Origin of the sequence: Streptomyces sp. x-19 (genome assembly GCF_046549115.1) — a bacterium.
Taxonomy (GTDB): Bacteria; Actinomycetota; Actinomycetes; order Streptomycetales; family Streptomycetaceae; genus Streptomyces; species Streptomyces albulus_C.
Genome location: NZ_JAJPWK010000030.1, coordinates 12,100 through 30,191, shown reverse-complemented (window position 1 = coordinate 30,191; position 18,092 = coordinate 12,100). Strand labels below are relative to the sequence as shown.

Genomic DNA, 18,092 nt, shown 5'->3' with positions numbered 1-18,092 from the left:
CGTCCCTCATGCCCCTGTCATACGCCCCGGCGGCCCCGGTCGGCGCCGCCGCCACCGCGGCCCCCGCGCCCCGCCACTGGCTCCGCGCCGGCTGGCTGATGACCGCCTCCGGGTGGAGCGCCAACCAGTACTCCTCCCTCCTGGGCGCCTACCGCGCCCACCTCGGTCTGACCGCCGCCACCACCACCGCCCTGTTCGCCGTCTACGTCGTCGGCCTGATCCCCGGCCTCCTCGTCGGCGGCCCGCTCGCCGACCGCCACGGCCGCCGCCGGGTCGCCCTCACCGCCCTGGGCGTCTCGGCCCTGGCCACCTGCCTGCTGATGGCCGGTCCGGCCGCCCCGGCGCTGCTGTGGCCGGGCCGCTTCGTCACCGGCGTCGGCGCGGGCACCCTGCTCACCGCCGGCAGCGTCTGGATCAAGGAACTCTCCACCCCGCCGTACGGCACCGCGCCCAGCCCCGGCGCCGCCGCCCGCCGCTCCGGCCTCTTTCTCTCCGCCGGCTTCGCCACCGGCGGCCTGGCCGCCGCCCTGATAGCCCAGTGGGCCCCGCACCCGATGGTGCTGGCCTACCTCCCGCACCTGGTCCTGGCCGCGGCCGCCGCCCTGAGCGCCCGCCGCGCCCCCGAGACGGTCCCGGCCCGGACCGCGGACGCCACTGCCCCGGAAACCACCGCGCCCGCCCACCGCGCGCCGTTCCGCCGCCTCGTCGCCCCGGTGGCCCCCTGGGTGTTCGCCGCCCCCTCGATCGCCTTCGCGGTCCTGCCCGGCCTCGTCGACACCGCCCTGCACGGCTGGCAGACCGTCTACGCGGGCGTCATCACCGCCGTCACCCCCGGCGCCGGCCTCCTCGTCGCCCCGCTCGCCCGCCGGCTGAGCGCCCGACACCGCCTCGCCACCGCCGCCACCGGCCTGCTCGTCATCGCCGCCGGCCTGGGGACCGGGGCCCTCGCGGTGGCCCACGCCCAACCCGCGGTGGCCCTGTGCGCCGCCGCCCTGCTCGGCGCCGGCTACGGCCTGTGCGTGGCCTACGGCCTGACCGAGGTCGCCGCGCTGGCGCCCCCGCACCACCTGGCCCGCCTCACCGCACGCTTCTGGGCCGTGTGCTACCTGGGCTTCTGCACCCCGTACGCGGTCACCCTGCTCGGCGGCGCCTTCGCCCCGCCGGCGATCCTCCTGGGCATCGCCGCGGCGGCCCTGCTCACCCTCGCCGCCGTCCTCCGCCTCGGAGCCCGTTCCTCCGCTTGACCTCGCGGGACGACCGGCCGCCGCCCCCGACGCCGACCCTGCGGCGGAGCCCCCGCGCCCCGTACGGGAGAATCACCCCGACTCCTGGATCAACCTACGCGGAGGCAGCGTGTCCGGATTCGTAGAAAAGCCCGAGCCCGTGCAGGTCCCGGGGCTCACCCACCTGCACACCGGCAAGGTGCGCGACCTCTACCAGAACGCCGACGGCAACCTGGTCATGGTCGCGAGCGACCGCATCTCCGCCTACGACTGGGTGCTCCCCACCGAGATCCCCGACAAGGGCCGGGTCCTGACCCAGCTGTCCCTGTGGTGGTTCGACCAGCTCTCGGACCTGGTCCCGCACCACGTGCTGTCCACCGAGGTCCCCGAGGGCGCCCCCGCCGACTGGGCCGGCCGCACCCTGGTCTGCCACTCCCTGGCCATGGTCCCGGTGGAGTGCGTCGCCCGCGGCTACCTGACCGGCTCCGGCCTCGCCGAGTACCAGCAGTCCCGCACGGTCTGCGGACTGGCGCTGCCCGAGGGCCTGACCGACGGCTCCGAGCTCCCCGCCCCGTTCTTCACCCCGGCCACCAAGGCCGCCGTCGGCGACCACGACGAGAACGTCTCCTACGAGGAGGTCGCCCGCCAGGTCGGCGCCGAAACCGCCGCCCAACTCCGCCAGCTGACCCTCGCGGTCTACGGCCGGGCGCGCGACGTCGCCCGCGAACGCGGCCTGATCCTCGCCGACACCAAGTTCGAGTTCGGCTTCCACGAGGAGCGCCTCACCCTCGCCGACGAGGTCCTCACCCCCGACTCCTCGCGCTTCTGGCCCGCCGACCAGTGGCAGCCGGGCCGCCCCCAACCCTCCTTCGACAAGCAGTTCGTCCGCGACTGGCTGACCTCGCCCGCCGCGGCCTGGGACCGCACCGGCGAACAGCCCCCGCCGGCCCTCCCGCAGGAGATCGTCGACCGCACCCGCGCCAAGTACCTGGAGGCGTACGAGCGCCTCACCGGTCGTCCCTGGGCCTGACACCCGCGCCGGAAGACGACGAAGGCCCCGGTCGTGATGACCGGGGCCTTCTCCCTGAGCGGACGACGAGGCTCGAACTCGCGACCTCAACCTTGGCAAGGTTGCGCTCTACCAACTGAGCTACGTCCGCACGCTCCGTGCTCCGGCGTCCGTTCCGGTCGCCACTGCGCGGTGCGGGCCCCACTATAGCCAACTTCCCGGCCGCCGACGCACGCCCGTGCGCACCGGCCCGGCCGCCGCCCGTCGAGCCCGGGGCCGCCCGCCGCACCGCCGCGCCCGCACCCCGCGCACGGCCCCCGCCGTCGCCGACCCAACTCCCTGCCGGCGCCGTGCCCTTCGTGCCGGCCCACGGTCCCGGCTCTCGGCTGCCATTCCCGGCGCCCCGCCCACCCGGCGTCAGCCGCCCCGGCACCCGGGCCCCGACGGTGTGTCCACCGCCACAGTCCGCCGCGGCCCCCACCCCGCCCCGTTCGCCCGCCCACGGGCTCAGGGTCCGCGCTTTGCCGGCGGAAAGTCCCCCTGCGCACCCGCGAACGTTTCGGGGGCGACGCCCTCGGGCCCGGCGGTTTTCCGCCCCGGAAAACGACAAAGACCCCGGTCGTGATGACCGGGGTCTTTTCTCTGAGCGGACGACGAGGCTCGAACTCGCGACCTCAACCTTGGCAAGGTTGCGCTCTACCAACTGAGCTACGTCCGCAGGCATCCACTCGGCTTTCACCCAGTGGCGCGACAGCTACTCTACCTGATCCTTTGGACCGGTTGAACTGTCAGAGCGGGTGACAGGGATTGCACACTGCGCCTCCCCCTTGGAAAGGGGGCGCTCTACTACTGAGCTACACCCGCGTGACTCCTCGGGGCCCGGCCTTTCGGCCTCGCCCCTCGGCGTGCTCCAGACTCTAGCTGATCAGTAGGGGTGCTGTGCAAGTCGGCGGTGTGCGCACCCGCGGACGCCGGCAAGTCGGTTAGTGGTTGGCGGCGTTGAATGCCTCGTAGACCTTCTTGGGGATCCGGCCGCGCGGCGGGACGTCCATCTGGTGGGAGCGGGCCCAGGCGCGCACCGCCGCCGGGTCGGGGGTCACCGCGGTGCGGTGGAAGGCCTTGCCGGACTTGGCCCGCTTGCGGCCGGCCTCCACGAACGGGGCGAGGGCGCCGCGCAGTTTCTTCGCATTGGCGGGATTGAGGTCGATCTCGTACGACTTCCCGTCCAAACCGAAGATGACCGTCTCTGCGGCTTCTCCTCCGTCGATGTCATCGGAGAGCGTTACTACTACGCGCTGCGCCACGGATATCGGTCCTTTCGGGGAGCAACCCCTTGTTGACGTGGGGTGATGCTCCGGATCCGGCTGATTGGGATCAATGCTTTTTCATTTGTACAGCGATGGGCAATGCATTGTGAAGCCCATTTAATTTCGTCAGCGTGTCTTGCCGCAATCTGGCCCCCCGTTCTTTTCGGAGATTTTTCCTGCGGGCACTCCCGTCGATACCGGCTCGTGATCGGAGGTACTGCATATCTATGCGCGTAGATTTTCGAACACGGTACTGTGAGGACACCGCCTTACGCACCACACCACCGGGAGTGCCAGTGGCACGCGTCGTAGTCGACGTCATGCTCAAGCCGGAGATCCTCGACCCGCAGGGGCAGGCGGTGCAGCGCGCACTGCCACGCCTGGGATTCGAGGGGATCGCCGACGTCCGTCAGGGCAAGCGTTTCGAACTTGAGGTGGAGGGTCCGGTCGACGACGCCGCCCTCGCCCGCATCCATGAGATGGCCGAGACCTTCCTCGCCAACACCGTCATCGAGGACTTCACCGTGCGGGTCGACGAAGCCGTGCGAGCCGAGTCATGACGGCTCGCGTCGGAGTCGTCACCTTCCCCGGCACGCTCGACGACCGGGACACCCAGCGCGCGGTCCGGGCGGCCGGCGCCGAGGCGGTGCCGCTGTGGCACCGCGACAAGGACCTCCACCAGGTCGACGCCGTGGTCCTGCCCGGCGGCTTCTCCTACGGGGACTACCTGCGGGCCGGCGCGATCTCGCGGTTCTCACCGGTGATGGAGACCGTGATCGAACAGGCCCGGGCCGGCATGCCGGTGCTGGGCATCTGCAACGGCTTCCAGGTGCTCACCGAGACCCACCTGTTGCCCGGCGCCATGCTGCGCAACAACCACCTGCATTTCATCTGCCGCGACCAGAAGCTGCGGGTGGAGAACGCCACCACCGCCTGGACCACCGACTACGCGCCGGGCCAGGAGATCAGCATTCCGCTGAAGAACATCGACGGTCGCTATGTCGCCGACGAGCGGACGCTGGACATGTTGGAGGCCGAGGGTCGGGTGGCCTTCCGCTACGTCACCGACGGCCCGTCCGGCGACGGTTACGGAAACCCCAACGGTTCGCTCCGCGACATCGCCGGCATCACCAATGAGGCGGGCAACGTCGTCGGTCTGATGCCGCACCCCGAGCACGCCGTCGAGCCGCTGATCGGCACCGGCCGCACCGACGGCCTCGGGTTCTTCACCTCGATCCTGAAGAAGCTGGTCAACGCATGAGCCTCGACACCGTCAAGCACGCCGCCGGGACGCCGGACGCGGGCCAGCCCTGGGCCGAACTCGGCCTCAAGGAGGACGAGTACGCGCGGATCCGGGAGATCCTCGGTCGGCGCCCCACCGGCGCCGAGCTCGCGATGTACTCGGTGATGTGGTCCGAGCACTGCTCCTACAAGAGCAGCAAGGTCCACCTGAAGCAGTTCGGTGAGAAGGCCCCCGAGAACGACGCGCTGCTCGTCGGCATCGGGGAGAACGCCGGCGTCGTGGACGTCGGCCAGGGCTACGCGGTCACCTTCAAGGTCGAGTCGCACAACCACCCCTCGTACATCGAGCCCTACCAGGGCGCGGCCACCGGCGTCGGCGGCATCGTCCGCGACATCCTCGCCATGGGCGCCCGCCCGGTCGCGGTGATGGACCCGCTGCGGTTCGGTGCCGCCGACCACCCCGACACCAAGCGGGTGCTCCCCGGCGTCGTCGCGGGCATCGGCGGCTACGGCAACTGCCTGGGTCTGCCCAACATCGGCGGCGAGGTCGTCTTCGACCCCTGCTACCAGGGCAATCCGCTGGTCAACGCGCTCTGCGTGGGCGTGATGAAGCACGAGGACATCCACCTCGCCAAGGCGTCCGGCGCCGGCAACAAGGTGATCCTCTACGGCGCCCGCACCGGCGGTGACGGCATCGGCGGCGTGTCCGTGCTGGCCTCCGAGACGTTCGACGACAGCAAGCCGACCAAGCGGCCCGCCGTGCAGGTCGGCGACCCGTTCCAGGAGAAGCTCCTCATCGAGTGCACCCTGGAGATCTTCCGGGAGAAGCTGGTCGCCGGCATCCAGGACCTCGGCGGCGCCGGGCTGTCCTGCGCCACCAGCGAGCTGGCCAGCGCCGGTTCCGGCGGCATGCGGGTCGAGTTGGACACCGTTCCGCTGCGCGACTCCTCGCTCTCGCCCGAGGAGATCCTCATGAGCGAGTCGCAGGAGCGGATGTGCGCGATCGTCGAGCCGGGCAAGGTCGACCGCTTCCTGGAGATCTGCGAGAAGTGGGACGTCATCGCCACCGTCATCGGTGAGGTGACGGACGGCTCGCGGCTGGAGATCTTCTGGCACGGCGAGCAGATCGTGGACGTCCCGCCGCGCTCGGTCGCCCACGAGGGCCCGACCTACCACCGGCCCTTCGCCCGCCCGGACTGGCAGGACGCCCTCCAGGCCGACGACGCCGGCAAGCTGCCCCGCCCGGCGAACGCCGCGGAACTGCGCGCACAGGTGCTCCAGTTGGTCGGCTCGCCCAACCAGGCGTCCAAGGCGTGGATCACCGACCAGTACGACCGCTTCGTCCAGGGCAACACCGTGCTGGCGCAGCCTGAGGACTCCGGCATGGTCCGGATCGACGAGGACACCAACCTCGGTGTGGCCGTCGCCACCGACGGCAACGGCCGGTACGCCAAGCTCGACCCGTACGCGGGCGCGCAGCTGGCGCTGGCCGAGGCGTACCGCAACGTCGCCGCCACCGGCGCCCGGCCGCTGGCCATCTCCGACTGCCTGAACTTCGGCTCGCCCGAGGACCCGGCGGTGATGTGGCAGTTCGCCGAGGCCACCCGCGGTCTCGCGGACGGCTGCCTGACGCTGGGCACGCCGGTCACCGGCGGCAACGTCTCGCTGTACAACCAGACCGGTGACGTCGCGATCCACCCGACCCCGGTGGTCGCGGTGCTCGGCGTCATCGACGACGTGACCCGCCGCACCCCGGTCGGCTTCGCGGAGGAGGGGCAGCTGCTCTACCTCCTCGGCGACACTCGCGAGGAACTGGGCGGTTCGGCCTGGTCGCAGGTGGTCCACGACCACCTCGGCGGACTGCCGCCGCAGGTGGACCTGGAGCGCGAGCGGCTGCTCGCCGAGATCCTGATCTCCGCCTCCCGCGACGGCATGGTCGACGCGGCGCACGACCTCTCCGACGGTGGCCTGGTCCAGGCGCTGGTGGAGTCGTGCCTGCACGGCGGCAAGGGCGCCCGGGTGGTCGTCCCGGACGACCTCGACCCGTTCGTCTTCCTGTTCTCGGAGTCGGCGGGGCGGGCGGTCGTCGCGGTTCCGCGCAGCGAGGAGCTCCGCTTCACCGACATGTGCGGTGCCCGGGGGCTGCCGGTCACCCGGATCGGTGTCGTCGACGGTGACGCACTCGTGGTCCAGGGGCAGTTCGACATTCCGCTGGACGAGCTGCGGACGGCCCACGAGGCCACCGTCCCGGGGCTGATCGCCTAGCGCCCGCACCAACGGGACCGCTCGCGCGCCCCGTTGTCCTTCGTGTCGGAACGGCTCGCCAGGAATGCCTGGCGGGCCGTTCCGCCGTTCGCCCCGTCGTTCCGGCGCGGCCGTCGGTCGATGGGGCCTTGCTCGTAATTACGTAATTGCGTAATCTCGTGGTGTGGATCTGGAGCAGCGGGTGGCCGAGCTGGAACGCCGCCTGGCCGAGGTGGAACGCGCGGTCGAGGAGACCGGCGCCGCCGCCGCGACGCCGCCCGCGGCCCGCCCGCCGGAGCGGAACCCGGGCGACGCGCTCTGGGCCCTGAACGGGCTGAAGGAGCAATTCGCCGGTCTGGGCGCCGTCAACGGCGGCGTGCTGTTCACCGGGGCCGTTCGGACCCCGGCCGGGCTGCGCTACGAGTGGCAGTACGGGCTGCCCACCGACACCGTCATGGACGGTGACTGGGCGGCGGCCGCCGAGTCCTTCGCGGCGCTCGGCCAGCCCGTTCGGCTGCGGCTGCTGCGCGAGATCCTCGGTGGTCGCTGCACCGCCGCCGAACTCACCGGGCTCGACGGCACGGGCACGACCGGCCAGATCTACCACCACCTACGGCAGTTGACCGCTGCCGGGTGGTTGCACACGGCCGCCCGCGGCCGCTACGAGGTACCGGTCGAGCGGGTCGTCCCGCTGCTGGTGATGCTGACTGCCGCCGGGCGCTGACGCCCGGTAGACCTAGGGGAGGTCCCTTGTCCGAGAACCGTTCGATGTGGTCCGCCGCAATAGCCCTCACCGCGCTGGGCGCCGCGCTGTTCGCGTTCGCCGTCCAGCTCCACCTGGCCGACGAGGAGACGTACGTGGACGGGCTCTCCTACTTCGCCGGGACGGCGTGGGGCCTGGCGCTGGCCGTGGGGGCCTTCGCGTGGCAGGGCCGCCGCCTCAGCAGCGGCTGACCGCGCCGGGCCGAGGGCCGACGGCGGCGCGCGCGGGCCGGGGCCGGGTGGGGCGCCGCCGCCCGGCCCCGGCCCGCGCTGCCACCGATCCGGGCGGCTGTCAGTGCTGCCGCCTAGGCTTGCTCGCATGTCACCTGCCGCCCGCGCACCGCGTGCCCGCCGGTACGACCCGGCCAAGACCCGCGCCGCCGTCACGACCCAGTACGCCCACGTCCGTCGGGTCGTCGGGGCCCTGACGCCGGAGCAGTTGGCGCTGCCGACCCGGCTCGGGGACTGGACGGTGCGGGAGTTGGCGGCGCACCTGTCCATGGCGGTCGGCAGCGTGGTGCGCGCCCTGCGGCTGCCGGCCCCGCCCGAGGCGGAGGTCACCCTGCTGGCCTGGCCGTCCGCGACCGCGCAGTACGCCGCCGGCATCGACGAGTTCGTCCACGAACTGGCGGCCCGAAACGACCCGGCACAGCTGCTGGAGCGCACCGCCGAGGAGCTCGCCGAGGTGCTGCCGCGCGAGCCGGACGACCGGGTCATCCCGTGCCGCCCCGGCGCGATGCTGCTCGGCGACTTCCTGGTCACCCGCTGCGTCGAACTCGTCGTGCACACCGACGACCTGGCCGTCGCCCTCAACCAGGAGATCCCCTTCGACCGGCACGCCCTGGCCACCGCCACCCGGCTGCTGGCCGACGGGCTGGCCGCCAAGGCCCCCGGTGGTTCGGTGGAGGTCCGGGTGCCGCCGTTCGCCGTGGTCCAGTGTTTCGAGGGCCCCCGGCACACCCGCGGCACCCCGCCCAACGTCGTCGAGACCGACCCGCTGACCTGGCTGCGGCTGGCCACCGGCCGGTGCGCGTGGGCCGAGGCGGTGGACGCGGCCGCGGTGAGCGCCAGCGGCGAACGGGCCGACCTCGGCGGCCTGCTGCCCGTCATGAGCTGAGCACGGGGCACGCGCCGACCCGGGGCGGGGCGGGTGCGGGACGCCGGCCCCGCCCCGCCCCGGCCGGCCGGGCCCGTCGGGGTCACCGCTTCGGATAGGGCAGCAGCGTCCGGTCCACCGCCTCCCAGGCCGTCCGCAGCCGCGCCAGCAGTTCCGGTTCGTGCCCCGCCCGGTCGGCCTGCTCGCGCGGATCGGCGGTGAGGCGGAAGAGCTGGTCCGCGCCGCCCGTGCCCCGGTAGTACTTCCAGTCGCCGCGGCGTAGCGCCCGCTCGCCGCGCACCCGCCAGAACAGGTCGCGCTCGGCCGGCCGTTCCCCGCGCAGCAGGTAGCCGGCCAGGCTCGTCCCGTCCAGGGGGTGGTCGCGGTCCGGCCGGGCGCCCGCGACCTCCAGGAGCGTGGCCGTCCAGTCCGGGGTGAACACCGGCTCGTGGCTGACCTGCCCGGGGTCGATCCGGGCCGGCCACCGCACGATCGTCGGCACCCGGATGCCGCCCTCCTTCAGCGACGCCTTGTTGCCGGAGAGCGGCCAGTTGTACGACCAGCGTTCCCCGCCGTTGTCGCTGGCGAAGAAGACGAGGGTGTCCTCCTCCTGGCCGGAGCGCCGCAGCGCGGCCAGCACCTCGCCGACCGAGCGGTCCAGGTCCTCGACCATCTCGCGGTACTTCTCCAGCGAACCGCCGTCCTCGTGGAACAGCGCGCTCCGGTCGCCCGCCTTGATCCGGCGGACGATCTCGGCGCTCTCCTCGGTGTCGCCGTCCGCGATCCACGGCCAGTGCGGCGTCGTGTAGTTGAGGTTCAGCAGCCAGGGCCGGTCCGCGCCGCGTCCGCCGGTGCGCTTGCCGGCCTCGGTGACGTGCTCCACCGCGCGCTCGGTGAGGATCCGGGTGTAGTAGCGCAGGTCCCGGTATTCCGCATCGCCCTCGTAGAGGTCGTACTCCCCGGCGAGCCCCAGCTTCGAGTAGTACTCCAGGGCCCCGCCGAAGTTCCCGAAGAAGGTGTCCCAGCCGGATTTGGTGGGGCTGTAGTCCGGCAGGTAGCCGCAGTGCCACTTGCCGATCAGCGCCGTGGCGTAGCCGGCGTCCCGCAGCAGCGAGGCGAGCGTGGGGTGGTCGGGCGCCAGGCCCACGCCGCGGTCGGCTATCGGCTCGGCGAGCCCGCCGGTGGTGCGGCCCGGGTAGCGGCCGGTGTAGAGCGAGAAGCGGGTGGGCGAGCAGGTCGCCGACCCGGAGTACCCCTGGGTGAAGCGGACGCCCTGACGGGCCAACCGGTCCAGGTGCGGCGTCCGGATACCGGACGCCCCGTACGAGGAGAGGTCCGCCCAGCCCAGGTCGTCGCCGAGGATGAAGAGGATGTTGGGGCGCCGCGAGCGCCGCCCCGGGGCGGCCCGGAACGGCCGCTCCCCGGGCTGCTCCGGGACGGCGGCAGCGGCGGCCGGAGCGCCCGCCAGGGTTCCCAGCCCGCCGACGGCGGCCGCGGCGCCGACGCCGGCGAGCCCGCCGAAGGCGCGTCGGGACAGACCCGGATTCGGGTGGGCAGGGGCCTCGTGGGACGGAGCCGCGTCGGCGGGGGAGCCGTGGGCGGCGGGTTCGTGGGCGGGGCGCTCGTGGACGGGGTCGACGGACGACATCGGTACGGGTCTCCAGGGAACTCGTGCGGGCCGGGGCGCCGCGCGTCGGCCCCCGGGGACGGCGGGAGACGGGCGGGCGAGCGAACGTCGCGCATCTCACACCGACCGGACAGCGGGCATCGCGGACATCTCGCCGCGTACTGCGCGGCGAGGGGTGGGGCGGAGCCCTGGCGGTCGACCGGGAGGAAATGCGAAAGTGCAGCTCAGGGGCGGCGGCGCGGCGTCAGGCGCGGTGCGCGGCCACCCGTTGTCACCCGCGGTGACAGATCGCGCTGGCCACGCGACCGAGGTCGACGTGGCGGCGGCGCACGAGGCGCGGCGCGCGGCGGGGCGCCCGGTGACACGCCAGGCGCGCCAAGGGCTGCGGGGTCTGCATGGGCGGAAATCCTGGCCGGGTGGCCGTGGGCACGTCAAGCATGCTTAACGCCCCGTTCATGCACTCCTCCAGCTCGCAGGCCATCCCCGGTTCGGATGAATCCGCGACCTGCCCTAGACTCTGAGGCGTGCCACGTGGTGACGGACGACTCAACCACGACCTGCTCCCCGGTGAGAAGGGCCCCCAGGACGCTTGCGGCGTCTTCGGAGTCTGGGCCCCGGGGGAAGAGGTCGCCAAACTCACCTACTTCGGGCTGTACGCGCTGCAGCACCGTGGACAGGAGTCCGCGGGCATCGCGGTGAGCAACGGCTCCCAAATCCTCGTCTTCAAGGACATGGGCCTGGTTTCCCAGGTCTTCGACGAGACTTCCCTCAGTTCCCTCCAGGGCCACATCGCCGTGGGCCACGCCCGTTACTCCACCACCGGTGCCTCGGTGTGGGAGAACGCGCAGCCGACGTTCCGCGCCACCGCGCACGGTTCGATCGCGCTCGGCCACAACGGCAACCTGGTCAACACCGCCGAGCTGGCCAAGATGGTCGCCGCGCTGCCCCGCGAGGGCGGCCGGGCCACCCAGGTCGCGGCCACCAACGACACCGACCTGGTGACCGCGTTGTTGGCCGGCCAGGTCGACGAGGACGGCAAACCGCTGACCGTCGAGGAGGCCGCGCCCCGCGTCCTGCCGAAGGTCCAGGGCGCCTTCTCGCTGTGCTTCATGGACGAGCACACCCTCTACGCCGCCCGTGACCCGCAGGGCATCCGCCCGCTGGTGCTCGGCCGCCTCGAACGCGGCTGGGTGGTGGCCTCCGAAACGGCCGCCCTGGACATCGTCGGCGCCAGCTTCATCCGCGAGATCGAGCCCGGCGAGATGATCGCCGTCGACGAGAACGGCCTGCGCAGCTCGCGCTTCGCCGAGGCCCGCCCCAAGGGCTGCGTCTTCGAGTACGTCTACCTCGCCCGGCCGGACACCGACATCGCCGGTCGCAACGTCTACCTCTCCCGGGTGGAGATGGGCCGCAAGCTGGCCGCCGAGGCGCCCGCCGACGCGGACCTGGTGATAGCGACTCCGGAGTCCGGCACCCCGGCCGCCGTCGGGTACGCGGAGGCCAGCGGGATCCCCTACGGCTCCGGTCTGGTCAAGAACTCCTACGTCGGCCGGACCTTCATCCAGCCCTCGCAGACCATCCGCCAGCTCGGCATCCGCCTCAAGCTCAACCCGCTCAAGGAAGTCATCCGCGGCAAGCGCCTGGTGGTCGTCGACGACTCGATCGTCCGCGGCAACACCCAGCGCGCCCTGGTCCGGATGCTGCGCGAGGCCGGCGCCGCCGAGGTCCACATCCGGATCTCGTCGCCGCCGATCAAGTGGCCGTGCTTCTTCGGCATCGACTTCGCCACCCGTGCGGAGCTGATCGCCAACGGTGCGAGCGTCGAGGAGATCGGCAAGTCGCTGGGCGCCGACTCGCTGGCGTACATCTCCATCGACGGCATGATCGAGGCGACCGCGATCGACAAGCCGAAGCTGTGCCGTGCCTGCTTCGACGGCGAGTACCCGATGGAGCTGCCGGACCCGGAGCTGCTGGGCAAGCACCTCCTGGAGTCCGAGACCAAGACCCCGGCCGCGTCCGACGTGGACGGCGTCCAGACGCTCACCGCCGGGATCGGCGGCGCCGACGCACTGCGGCGCCCGTAGAGCTCGTACCCACCCAAACGAAAGTTCTCAGCCATGTCCGCTGAATCCACCGGTGCCAGCTACGCGAGTGCGGGTGTCGACATCGAAGCCGGCGACCGCGCCGTGGACCTCATGAAGAAGTGGGTGGCGAAGGCCACCCGCCCCGAGGTCGTCGGCGGGCTCGGCGGCTTCGCCGGCCTCTTCGACGCCTCCGCGCTCAAGCGCTACGAGCGTCCCCTGCTGGCCTCGGCGACCGACGGCGTCGGCACCAAGGTCGACATCGCCCGCAAGATGGGCGTCTACGACACCATCGGCCACGACCTGGTCGCGATGGTCGTCGACGACCTGGTCGTCTGCGGTGCCGAGCCGCTGTTCATGACCGACTACATCTGCGTGGGCAAGGTCTTCCCGGAGCGGGTCGCGGCGATCGTCAAGGGCATCGCCGAGGGCTGCGTGCTGGCCGGCTGCGCGCTGGTCGGCGGCGAGACCGCCGAGCACCCGGGCCTGCTGGGCGAGGACGAGTTCGACGTCGCCGGCGCCGGCACCGGCGTGGTCGAGGCCGACCGGGTCCTGGGCGCGGATCGCATCCGTACGGGCGACGCGGTGATCGCGATGGCGTCCTCCGGGCTTCACTCGAACGGGTACTCCCTGGTCCGCCACGTCCTTTTGGACCGGGCCGGTATGTCCCTGGAGCAGGAGGTCCCGGAGCTCGGTCGCACGCTCGGCGAGGAGCTGCTGGAGCCCACCAAGATCTACTCGCTGGACTGCCTGGCGCTGACCCGCACCTGCGAGGTGCACGCCTTCTCGCACGTCACCGGCGGCGGTCTGGCCAACAACCTGGCCCGGGTGATCCCGGACGGCCTGCACGCCACGGTCGACCGCAGCACCTGGGCGCCGGGCGCCATCTTCGACCTCGTCGGCACCGCCGGCGCGGTGGAGCGCCTGGAGCTGGAGAAGACCCTGAACATGGGCGTCGGCATGATCGCCGTCGTCCCCCAGGAGTCGGTGGACGTCGCCCTGGCGACCCTCGCGGACCGCGGCGTGGACGCCTGGGTCGGCGGCGAGATCGTCGAGCGCGGCGATCACGCGGAGGCAGTGACCCTCACCGGTGACTACGCGAGCTGACACCGCCGTCGCGGGGGGTCACCGGCCCGGTGGCCCCCAGGGCAGCACAGAACCCGGTCCTGGGCATTCCCTGGACCGGGTCCGTAATGATGTTATGAATCCCGCGAGCGCGCAGAATGTCAGGCGCGACGACGCTGGTTCGAGGAGTGGCCTTCTTCCTCGTCGTCGTCGGCGTTATACCGTTCTGCGTACTGCGCGTACGGGTCGTCGTCCTCGTCCTCGCCCTCGAACGGCTCTCGATTCGGAGGCTGCTGGTTCGACTGCGTTGAAAGCTCGTCGGCCAGTCGCGAGAGATCCGTCCCACCGCTGCTGTACTTCAGCTGGCGGGCGACCTTTGTCTGCTTGGCCTTGGCCCGGCCGCGCCCCATGGGTCGACCCCCTCAGTGACGGGGCTCGTCGGCCCCAGAGTCTTGACACGCGTTCATGATTCAGAGCGGGCTCTCGACAGAGAGACCGGTCCGTAGGGCTTTAACGGTACCTGCTTCTGCGGCCATACGGTACGTCGCCCGCATCACCCACCGCTCGGCACGACCGGCGTGGCGCCCCGTCCACGCTGGTCAACTGCGATTTTAACCTGTCCCGTACGGCGACCCGCCGACGGGTGGTGAGGGATGTCTCCCCAACTGCCCGTGGCGGGCCGCACAAGGGTGTGTTTCCGGCCACGCGGGCCGGGGGCCGTCAGGCCCTGCGGGCCTCCGCCATCCGCGCCTCGGCGAGCCGGTCGGCCGCCGCCGCCGGCGGGATGCCATCGGCCTTCGCATGAGCGAATATCGCCAGCGTGGTGTCGAAGATCTTCGCGGCCTTGGCCTTGCACCGGTCGAAGTCGAAGCCGTGCAGCTCGTCGGCCACCTGGATGACGCCGCCGGCGTTCACGACGTAGTCGGGGGCGTAGAGGATGCCGCGGTCGGACAGGTCCTTCTCCACGCCCGGGTGCGCGAGTTGGTTGTTGGCCGCGCCGCACACCACCTTCGCGGTCAGCACCGGCACCGTGACGTCGTCCAGCGCCCCGCCCAGCGCGCACGGCGCGTACACGTCCAGGCCCGGCGTGCGGATCAGCGCCGCCGTGTCGGCGACGGCGGTGACCTGCGGGTGCCGGTCGAGGACCCGGTCCACCGACTCGGTCCGGACGTCCGTGATCACGACCTCGGCGCCGTCCTTGAGCAGGTGCTCGACCAGGTGGTGGCCCACCTTGCCGACGCCCGCGACGCCGACCTTGCGGTCCCGCAGGGAGGGGTCGCCCCACAGGTGCTGGGCCGAGGCGCGCATGCCCTGGAAGACGCCGTAGGCGGTCAGGACCGAGGAGTCGCCGGCGCCGCCGTTCTCGGGTGACCGGCCGGTGGTCCACCGGTTCGTCCGGGCGACCACGTCCATGTCGGCGACGTAGGTGCCGACGTCGCACGCGGTGACGTAGCGGCCCCCGAGGGACGCCACGAACCGGCCGTACGCGAGCAGCAGTTCGTCGGTCTTGATCAGCTCGGGGTCACCGATGATCACCGCCTTGCCGCCGCCGTGGTCCAGCCCGGCCAGCGCGTTCTTGTACGACATCCCGCGCGACAGGTTCAGGGCGTCCAGCACCGCCTCCTCCTCGGAGGCGTACGGGTGGAAGCGGGTACCGCCGAGGGCGGGCCCCAGGGCGGTGCTGTGGAGGGCGATCACGGCCTTGAGGCCGCTGGCCCGGTCCTGGCAGAGAACGACTTGCTCGTGGCCGCCCTGCTCCGTGCGGAACAGGGTCTGCAGGACGCCGCCGGTGGCGTCGGCAGCGGCAGGACGTACGTCGGTCACTGTGGTGACTCCCATAGTCGCGGAGGACGCCCTCCTGCGGGTGGGGAGGGCCGGTTGGGACGAGCGTAAGTCCTGGAGGGCGGGTTGATCGGTCAGGTCGGGAGGATCACCCTCTCCCGGGGGACGGGCGTGGGACGATCTGCCGTATCCGGGCCGGGCGGGGTGGGCAACTCCGGTCGGTGGGCATTCCATTGGAGGAGCGGGCGTGGCCTTGGCGTCATCGGTGCGGGTCCCGTATGTGGCCTATCTGCGGGTCTACGAGCCGCTGGCCGCGTTCCCCGAGCCGGAGCGCTCCTACTGGGCGCGTTACGCCACGCGCGAGGTCACACCCACGGCCGAGGACGAGCAGCGCCGGGCGCTGGCCGACCTGCTGCCGACCCCGCCGGTGCCGGTGCCGGTCCACGAGAGCGGCGACGCCTTCGTGGCCGTCGTGGACGACGTGACCTGCGTCTGCCCCTGGCGGACCCGGCTGCGCGGCTGGCAGGCGTTGGAGGCCCTGGAGGAACTGCTGCCGGCCTCGGTGCTGGACGCCGCGCTGCCCCCGGTGGTGCGCCGCCAGGCGGCCACCGACTACGAGCGCTGGCGCGAGCGCAACCCCGATGCACGCCCCTGGATCCGCGCGGCCACCTGGCACGTCCCGGTCCGTTGGTTCGTCCTCTTCGACGACGACGAGCGGGAGTACGCGGAGGGTGACCCGGCGCCCGCGCTGCGTTACCGCACGCCCATGGTCCAGGCGCGCCGACGGGTCGCGCGCGGACTGCGCACGCTCCGGGACGCCCTGGAAGAGGGGCCCCTCATCGACGGCCTGGTAGATGTGGGGCGCTGGCTCGAAGACTTCCACCCGCGTTCGCTCGTGGAGCTGGACTACGGAGGGCTGGTGCACGCGGTGCCCGAGGGGCAGCTCGTCGAGGATCGTTCCGCCGCGGAGGTGGCGGAGGGGCTGGCGGCGCTGCGCGAGGGGGACGGCGAGCGGGCCGGTGCCGCGTACGAGAAGCTCTCGCAGCGGTGGAGCGCGGTGCGCGAACGCCAGTTCTCCAGCTGAACGCCGTGAGCCCGGGGCGGAGTTGCCGGGTGCGGAGTCCCCACTGATCGGACGTACGGGACGTAGGTCCTGATCCGGGCTATTACCCCAAGCGTGACCTAAAGCACTGACTTCGGGTCTTGCTCTCAAGGTGCACCCTCGTGCCAAAATAGGACAAGGAGCCTGACTTGGGCTCCTTCCGTCCAACTAAGGGCGGATAGATCGGTATTGCGCTCCTTGGGGGGTCTCATGGCGGCTGATCACGTTGTGACTGATCGTCACGGGGGTGTGACTGTCCGCTATGGCATGGTCCATCGGCATCCGCCAAGGTTGAACACCTGAGAGGGCAATTCCATCGGTTTGGCCGACGTGGCTGGACAGATGGTGTAGTTGTAGTGCCGAGGACAAGCCGTTCGTCCTATAACCGACTCGGCCCGCGTCCGCCATTTCGGGCAACGTGGGTCAAGGTGCAGAATTTAGAGGAAAGAACCGTGATGGTTCGGTTCTCCCGAGGAGGCCGCTCATGACCGCTCGCACCCCTGACGCCGAGCCGCTGCTTACCCCCGCCGAGGTCGCCACGATGTTCCGCGTGGACCCGAAGACGGTGACCCGCTGGGCCAAGGCAGGCAAGCTCACGTCCATCCGTACGCTCGGAGGGCATCGGCGTTACCGCGAGGCTGAGGTCCGCGCACTGCTCGCGGGTATCCCGCAGCAGCGCAGCGAGTCCTGAATAACCGCATAACCAGGCTGTTTTCGGGCCCCCCAACCCGGAAGCGCCCGTTTTTGTGCACAGCTCCACCTGCTTCACCACGCTCCACCACAGCTCCATACGACGCGGTGCCTGCCCCAACAGGTGTCACACCCCCTCCGGGTACGTCATTGATCGCGCTGGACTCCGCCGGGTCCGGCGCGATCACTTTTTTGTGTGCGCCCGCTCCCGGGCCGCTCGCGACGCTTGGGTCACCCTGGCGCCGGTCGGCTTCGGCAGGGCCGCCATGCCCTCCTCAGGGGCTTTGAGGGGGTCCACCAGACCGGACCTGGCGGTCTTCTTTGGGGATGCTGGGAAGGTAGTGCAATTGCACATATTAAATTGACCCGCTGTCACTGGGTGGTAAGTTCCCCATCCCGTGAAACTTGTTCGGTGACTCCCGTCACATCCCTGAGTTCTTGAACGGTGAACGATGCTGGGGTATAGCGCCTTTTGGCCGTTCTTGCCTCAACAGCCTTTCACCGCGTGGCCGGTGGCGCAGGCGTCCTTGGTCACCGGAGGCCGGGACTTTCGTCCTCCGCCGGCGGCTCGCAGGCGGCCCGGGAGGGGTCGGGGGCGCTCGGGGGCGCGACGGGCCCGGACGGGGCGTCGTGCGGCTCCATGGCGAGCCGCAGGAGTTGGTGGCAGACGGGGCACTGCCGGGTCAGGTGGCGGTAGCCGTAGCGCAGCGCCGCCGACAGGTGGGCGCGCAACAGCGCCCTGGTCTCGTGCCGTACCGCGGTCGTCATCGCACGCCACCTCCAGGCCCCACACCTCTTGGTGAGTGAGTACCGGCGGCAGGTGCCGCCGTCAAGACGGCCGCACGCCTCTCCCCGTGCCCGG

The 18,092-nt window shown here is 71.6% G+C and carries 18 protein-coding genes and 3 tRNA genes; 12 read left to right on the top strand and 9 right to left on the bottom strand.

The annotated features are described in order from the left end of the window. Nucleotides 1–8: 8 nt before the first annotated feature. Nucleotides 9–1,244, top strand: a complete 1,236-nt coding sequence (locus ACLJT4_RS37220; RefSeq protein ID WP_411129382.1) for an MFS transporter — start codon at nt 9–11, stop codon at nt 1,242–1,244. A gap of 109 nt (nt 1,245–1,353) precedes the next feature. Then, nucleotides 1,354–2,253, top strand: coding sequence for a phosphoribosylaminoimidazolesuccinocarboxamide synthase (locus tag ACLJT4_RS37215; protein ID WP_411129380.1), 900 nt, complete (start codon nt 1,354–1,356; stop codon nt 2,251–2,253). A gap of 57 nt (nt 2,254–2,310) precedes the next feature. Here the strand turns inward: ACLJT4_RS37215 and ACLJT4_RS37210 are convergent. The 4 genes from ACLJT4_RS37210 to ACLJT4_RS37195 all read right to left on the bottom strand — a co-directional run bounded on the left by ACLJT4_RS37210 (nt 2,311) and on the right by ACLJT4_RS37195 (nt 3,536). Then, nucleotides 2,311–2,383: transfer RNA gene (locus ACLJT4_RS37210), tRNA-Gly, on the bottom strand. Between the two features lie 494 nt (nt 2,384–2,877). After that, nucleotides 2,878–2,950, bottom strand: a tRNA-Gly gene (locus ACLJT4_RS37205). A gap of 74 nt (nt 2,951–3,024) precedes the next feature. After that, nucleotides 3,025–3,096 (bottom strand) — tRNA-Gly (locus ACLJT4_RS37200). 119 nt (nt 3,097–3,215) lie between these two features. Then, a complete protein-coding gene (locus ACLJT4_RS37195; RefSeq protein WP_390022596.1) occupies nt 3,216–3,536 on the bottom strand; it encodes a histone-like nucleoid-structuring protein Lsr2 in 321 nt (106 codons plus the stop codon). Nucleotides 3,537–3,835: 299 nt separating this feature from the next. Between ACLJT4_RS37195 and purS the strand changes: the two genes are divergently transcribed. The 6 genes from purS (at nt 3,836) to ACLJT4_RS37165 (ending at nt 8,904) form a co-directional block, all read left to right on the top strand. Then, a complete protein-coding gene (gene purS / locus ACLJT4_RS37190) occupies nt 3,836–4,099 on the top strand; it encodes a phosphoribosylformylglycinamidine synthase subunit PurS (RefSeq protein WP_016573038.1) in 264 nt (87 codons plus the stop codon). Further along, nucleotides 4,096–4,800 (top strand): phosphoribosylformylglycinamidine synthase subunit PurQ, encoded by a 705-nt coding sequence (purQ, locus tag ACLJT4_RS37185; protein ID WP_016573037.1) that lies wholly within the window; start codon nt 4,096–4,098, stop codon nt 4,798–4,800. The genes purS and purQ overlap by 4 nt, the downstream gene beginning before the upstream one ends. Continuing rightward, nucleotides 4,797–7,046 carry a phosphoribosylformylglycinamidine synthase subunit PurL gene (purL, locus tag ACLJT4_RS37180; protein ID WP_411129377.1) on the top strand — a complete coding sequence of 750 codons (2,250 nt, stop codon included), beginning with the start codon at nt 4,797–4,799 and terminating at the stop codon, nt 7,044–7,046. Before purQ ends, purL begins: the two co-directional genes overlap by 4 nt. Nucleotides 7,047–7,209: 163 nt before the next feature. Next, entirely contained in the window at nt 7,210–7,749 is a 540-nt protein-coding gene (locus tag ACLJT4_RS37175; protein WP_411129375.1) for an ArsR family transcriptional regulator, read from the top strand. A 26-nt stretch (nt 7,750–7,775) separates the two neighbouring features. Next, nucleotides 7,776–7,979 carry a hypothetical protein gene (locus ACLJT4_RS37170; RefSeq protein WP_103377261.1) on the top strand — a complete coding sequence of 68 codons (204 nt, stop codon included), beginning with the start codon at nt 7,776–7,778 and terminating at the stop codon, nt 7,977–7,979. Nucleotides 7,980–8,106: 127 nt separating this feature from the next. Beyond that, a complete protein-coding gene (locus ACLJT4_RS37165; RefSeq protein ID WP_411129373.1) occupies nt 8,107–8,904 on the top strand; it encodes a sterol carrier family protein in 798 nt (265 codons plus the stop codon). A gap of 82 nt (nt 8,905–8,986) precedes the next feature. Here ACLJT4_RS37165 and ACLJT4_RS37160 read toward each other — a convergent pair whose 3' ends face one another. Both ACLJT4_RS37160 and ACLJT4_RS37155 read right to left on the bottom strand, forming a co-directional pair. Continuing rightward, a complete protein-coding gene (locus ACLJT4_RS37160) occupies nt 8,987–10,531 on the bottom strand; it encodes a sulfatase (RefSeq protein ID WP_411129371.1) in 1,545 nt (514 codons plus the stop codon). A gap of 250 nt (nt 10,532–10,781) precedes the next feature. Continuing rightward, nucleotides 10,782–10,907: a putative leader peptide gene (locus ACLJT4_RS37155; protein ID WP_376171736.1), complete on the bottom strand. Its 126-nt coding sequence runs from the start codon at nt 10,905–10,907 to the stop codon at nt 10,782–10,784. Nucleotides 10,908–11,034: 127 nt separating this feature from the next. On the opposite strand from ACLJT4_RS37155, the gene purF reads away from it, so the two are divergent. Together purF and purM are read left to right on the top strand one after the other, a co-directional pair. Continuing rightward, complete coding sequence (gene purF / locus ACLJT4_RS37150; protein ID WP_016575264.1) at nt 11,035–12,594, top strand: amidophosphoribosyltransferase; 1,560 nt, start codon at nt 11,035–11,037, stop codon at nt 12,592–12,594. A gap of 33 nt (nt 12,595–12,627) precedes the next feature. After that, nucleotides 12,628–13,698, top strand: coding sequence for a phosphoribosylformylglycinamidine cyclo-ligase (gene purM / locus ACLJT4_RS37145; protein WP_411129368.1), 1,071 nt, complete (start codon nt 12,628–12,630; stop codon nt 13,696–13,698). A gap of 119 nt (nt 13,699–13,817) precedes the next feature. Here the strand turns inward: purM and ACLJT4_RS37140 are convergent, their stop codons facing one another. Together ACLJT4_RS37140 and ACLJT4_RS37135 are read right to left on the bottom strand one after the other, a co-directional pair. Further along, entirely contained in the window at nt 13,818–14,066 is a 249-nt protein-coding gene (locus tag ACLJT4_RS37140) for a DUF3073 domain-containing protein (protein WP_016575266.1), read from the bottom strand. 310 nt (nt 14,067–14,376) lie between these two features. Then, nucleotides 14,377–15,495, bottom strand: a complete 1,119-nt coding sequence (locus tag ACLJT4_RS37135; protein ID WP_411129366.1) for a Leu/Phe/Val dehydrogenase — start codon at nt 15,493–15,495, stop codon at nt 14,377–14,379. A 190-nt stretch (nt 15,496–15,685) separates the two neighbouring features. Between ACLJT4_RS37135 and ACLJT4_RS37130 the strand changes: the two genes are divergently transcribed. Together ACLJT4_RS37130 and bldC are read left to right on the top strand one after the other, a co-directional pair. Continuing rightward, nucleotides 15,686–16,522, top strand: a complete 837-nt coding sequence (locus tag ACLJT4_RS37130; protein WP_411129364.1) for a hypothetical protein — start codon at nt 15,686–15,688, stop codon at nt 16,520–16,522. A gap of 502 nt (nt 16,523–17,024) precedes the next feature. After that, the gene (gene bldC / locus ACLJT4_RS37125; RefSeq protein ID WP_003980577.1) at nt 17,025–17,231 is read left to right on the top strand and encodes a developmental transcriptional regulator BldC; all 207 of its coding nucleotides are present in this window, start codon (nt 17,025–17,027) and stop codon (nt 17,229–17,231) included. Between the two features lie 530 nt (nt 17,232–17,761). Here the strand turns inward: bldC and ACLJT4_RS37120 are convergent. After that, a complete protein-coding gene (locus ACLJT4_RS37120; protein WP_411129361.1) occupies nt 17,762–17,998 on the bottom strand; it encodes a DUF6274 family protein in 237 nt (78 codons plus the stop codon). Nucleotides 17,999–18,092: the final 94 nt, after the last annotated feature.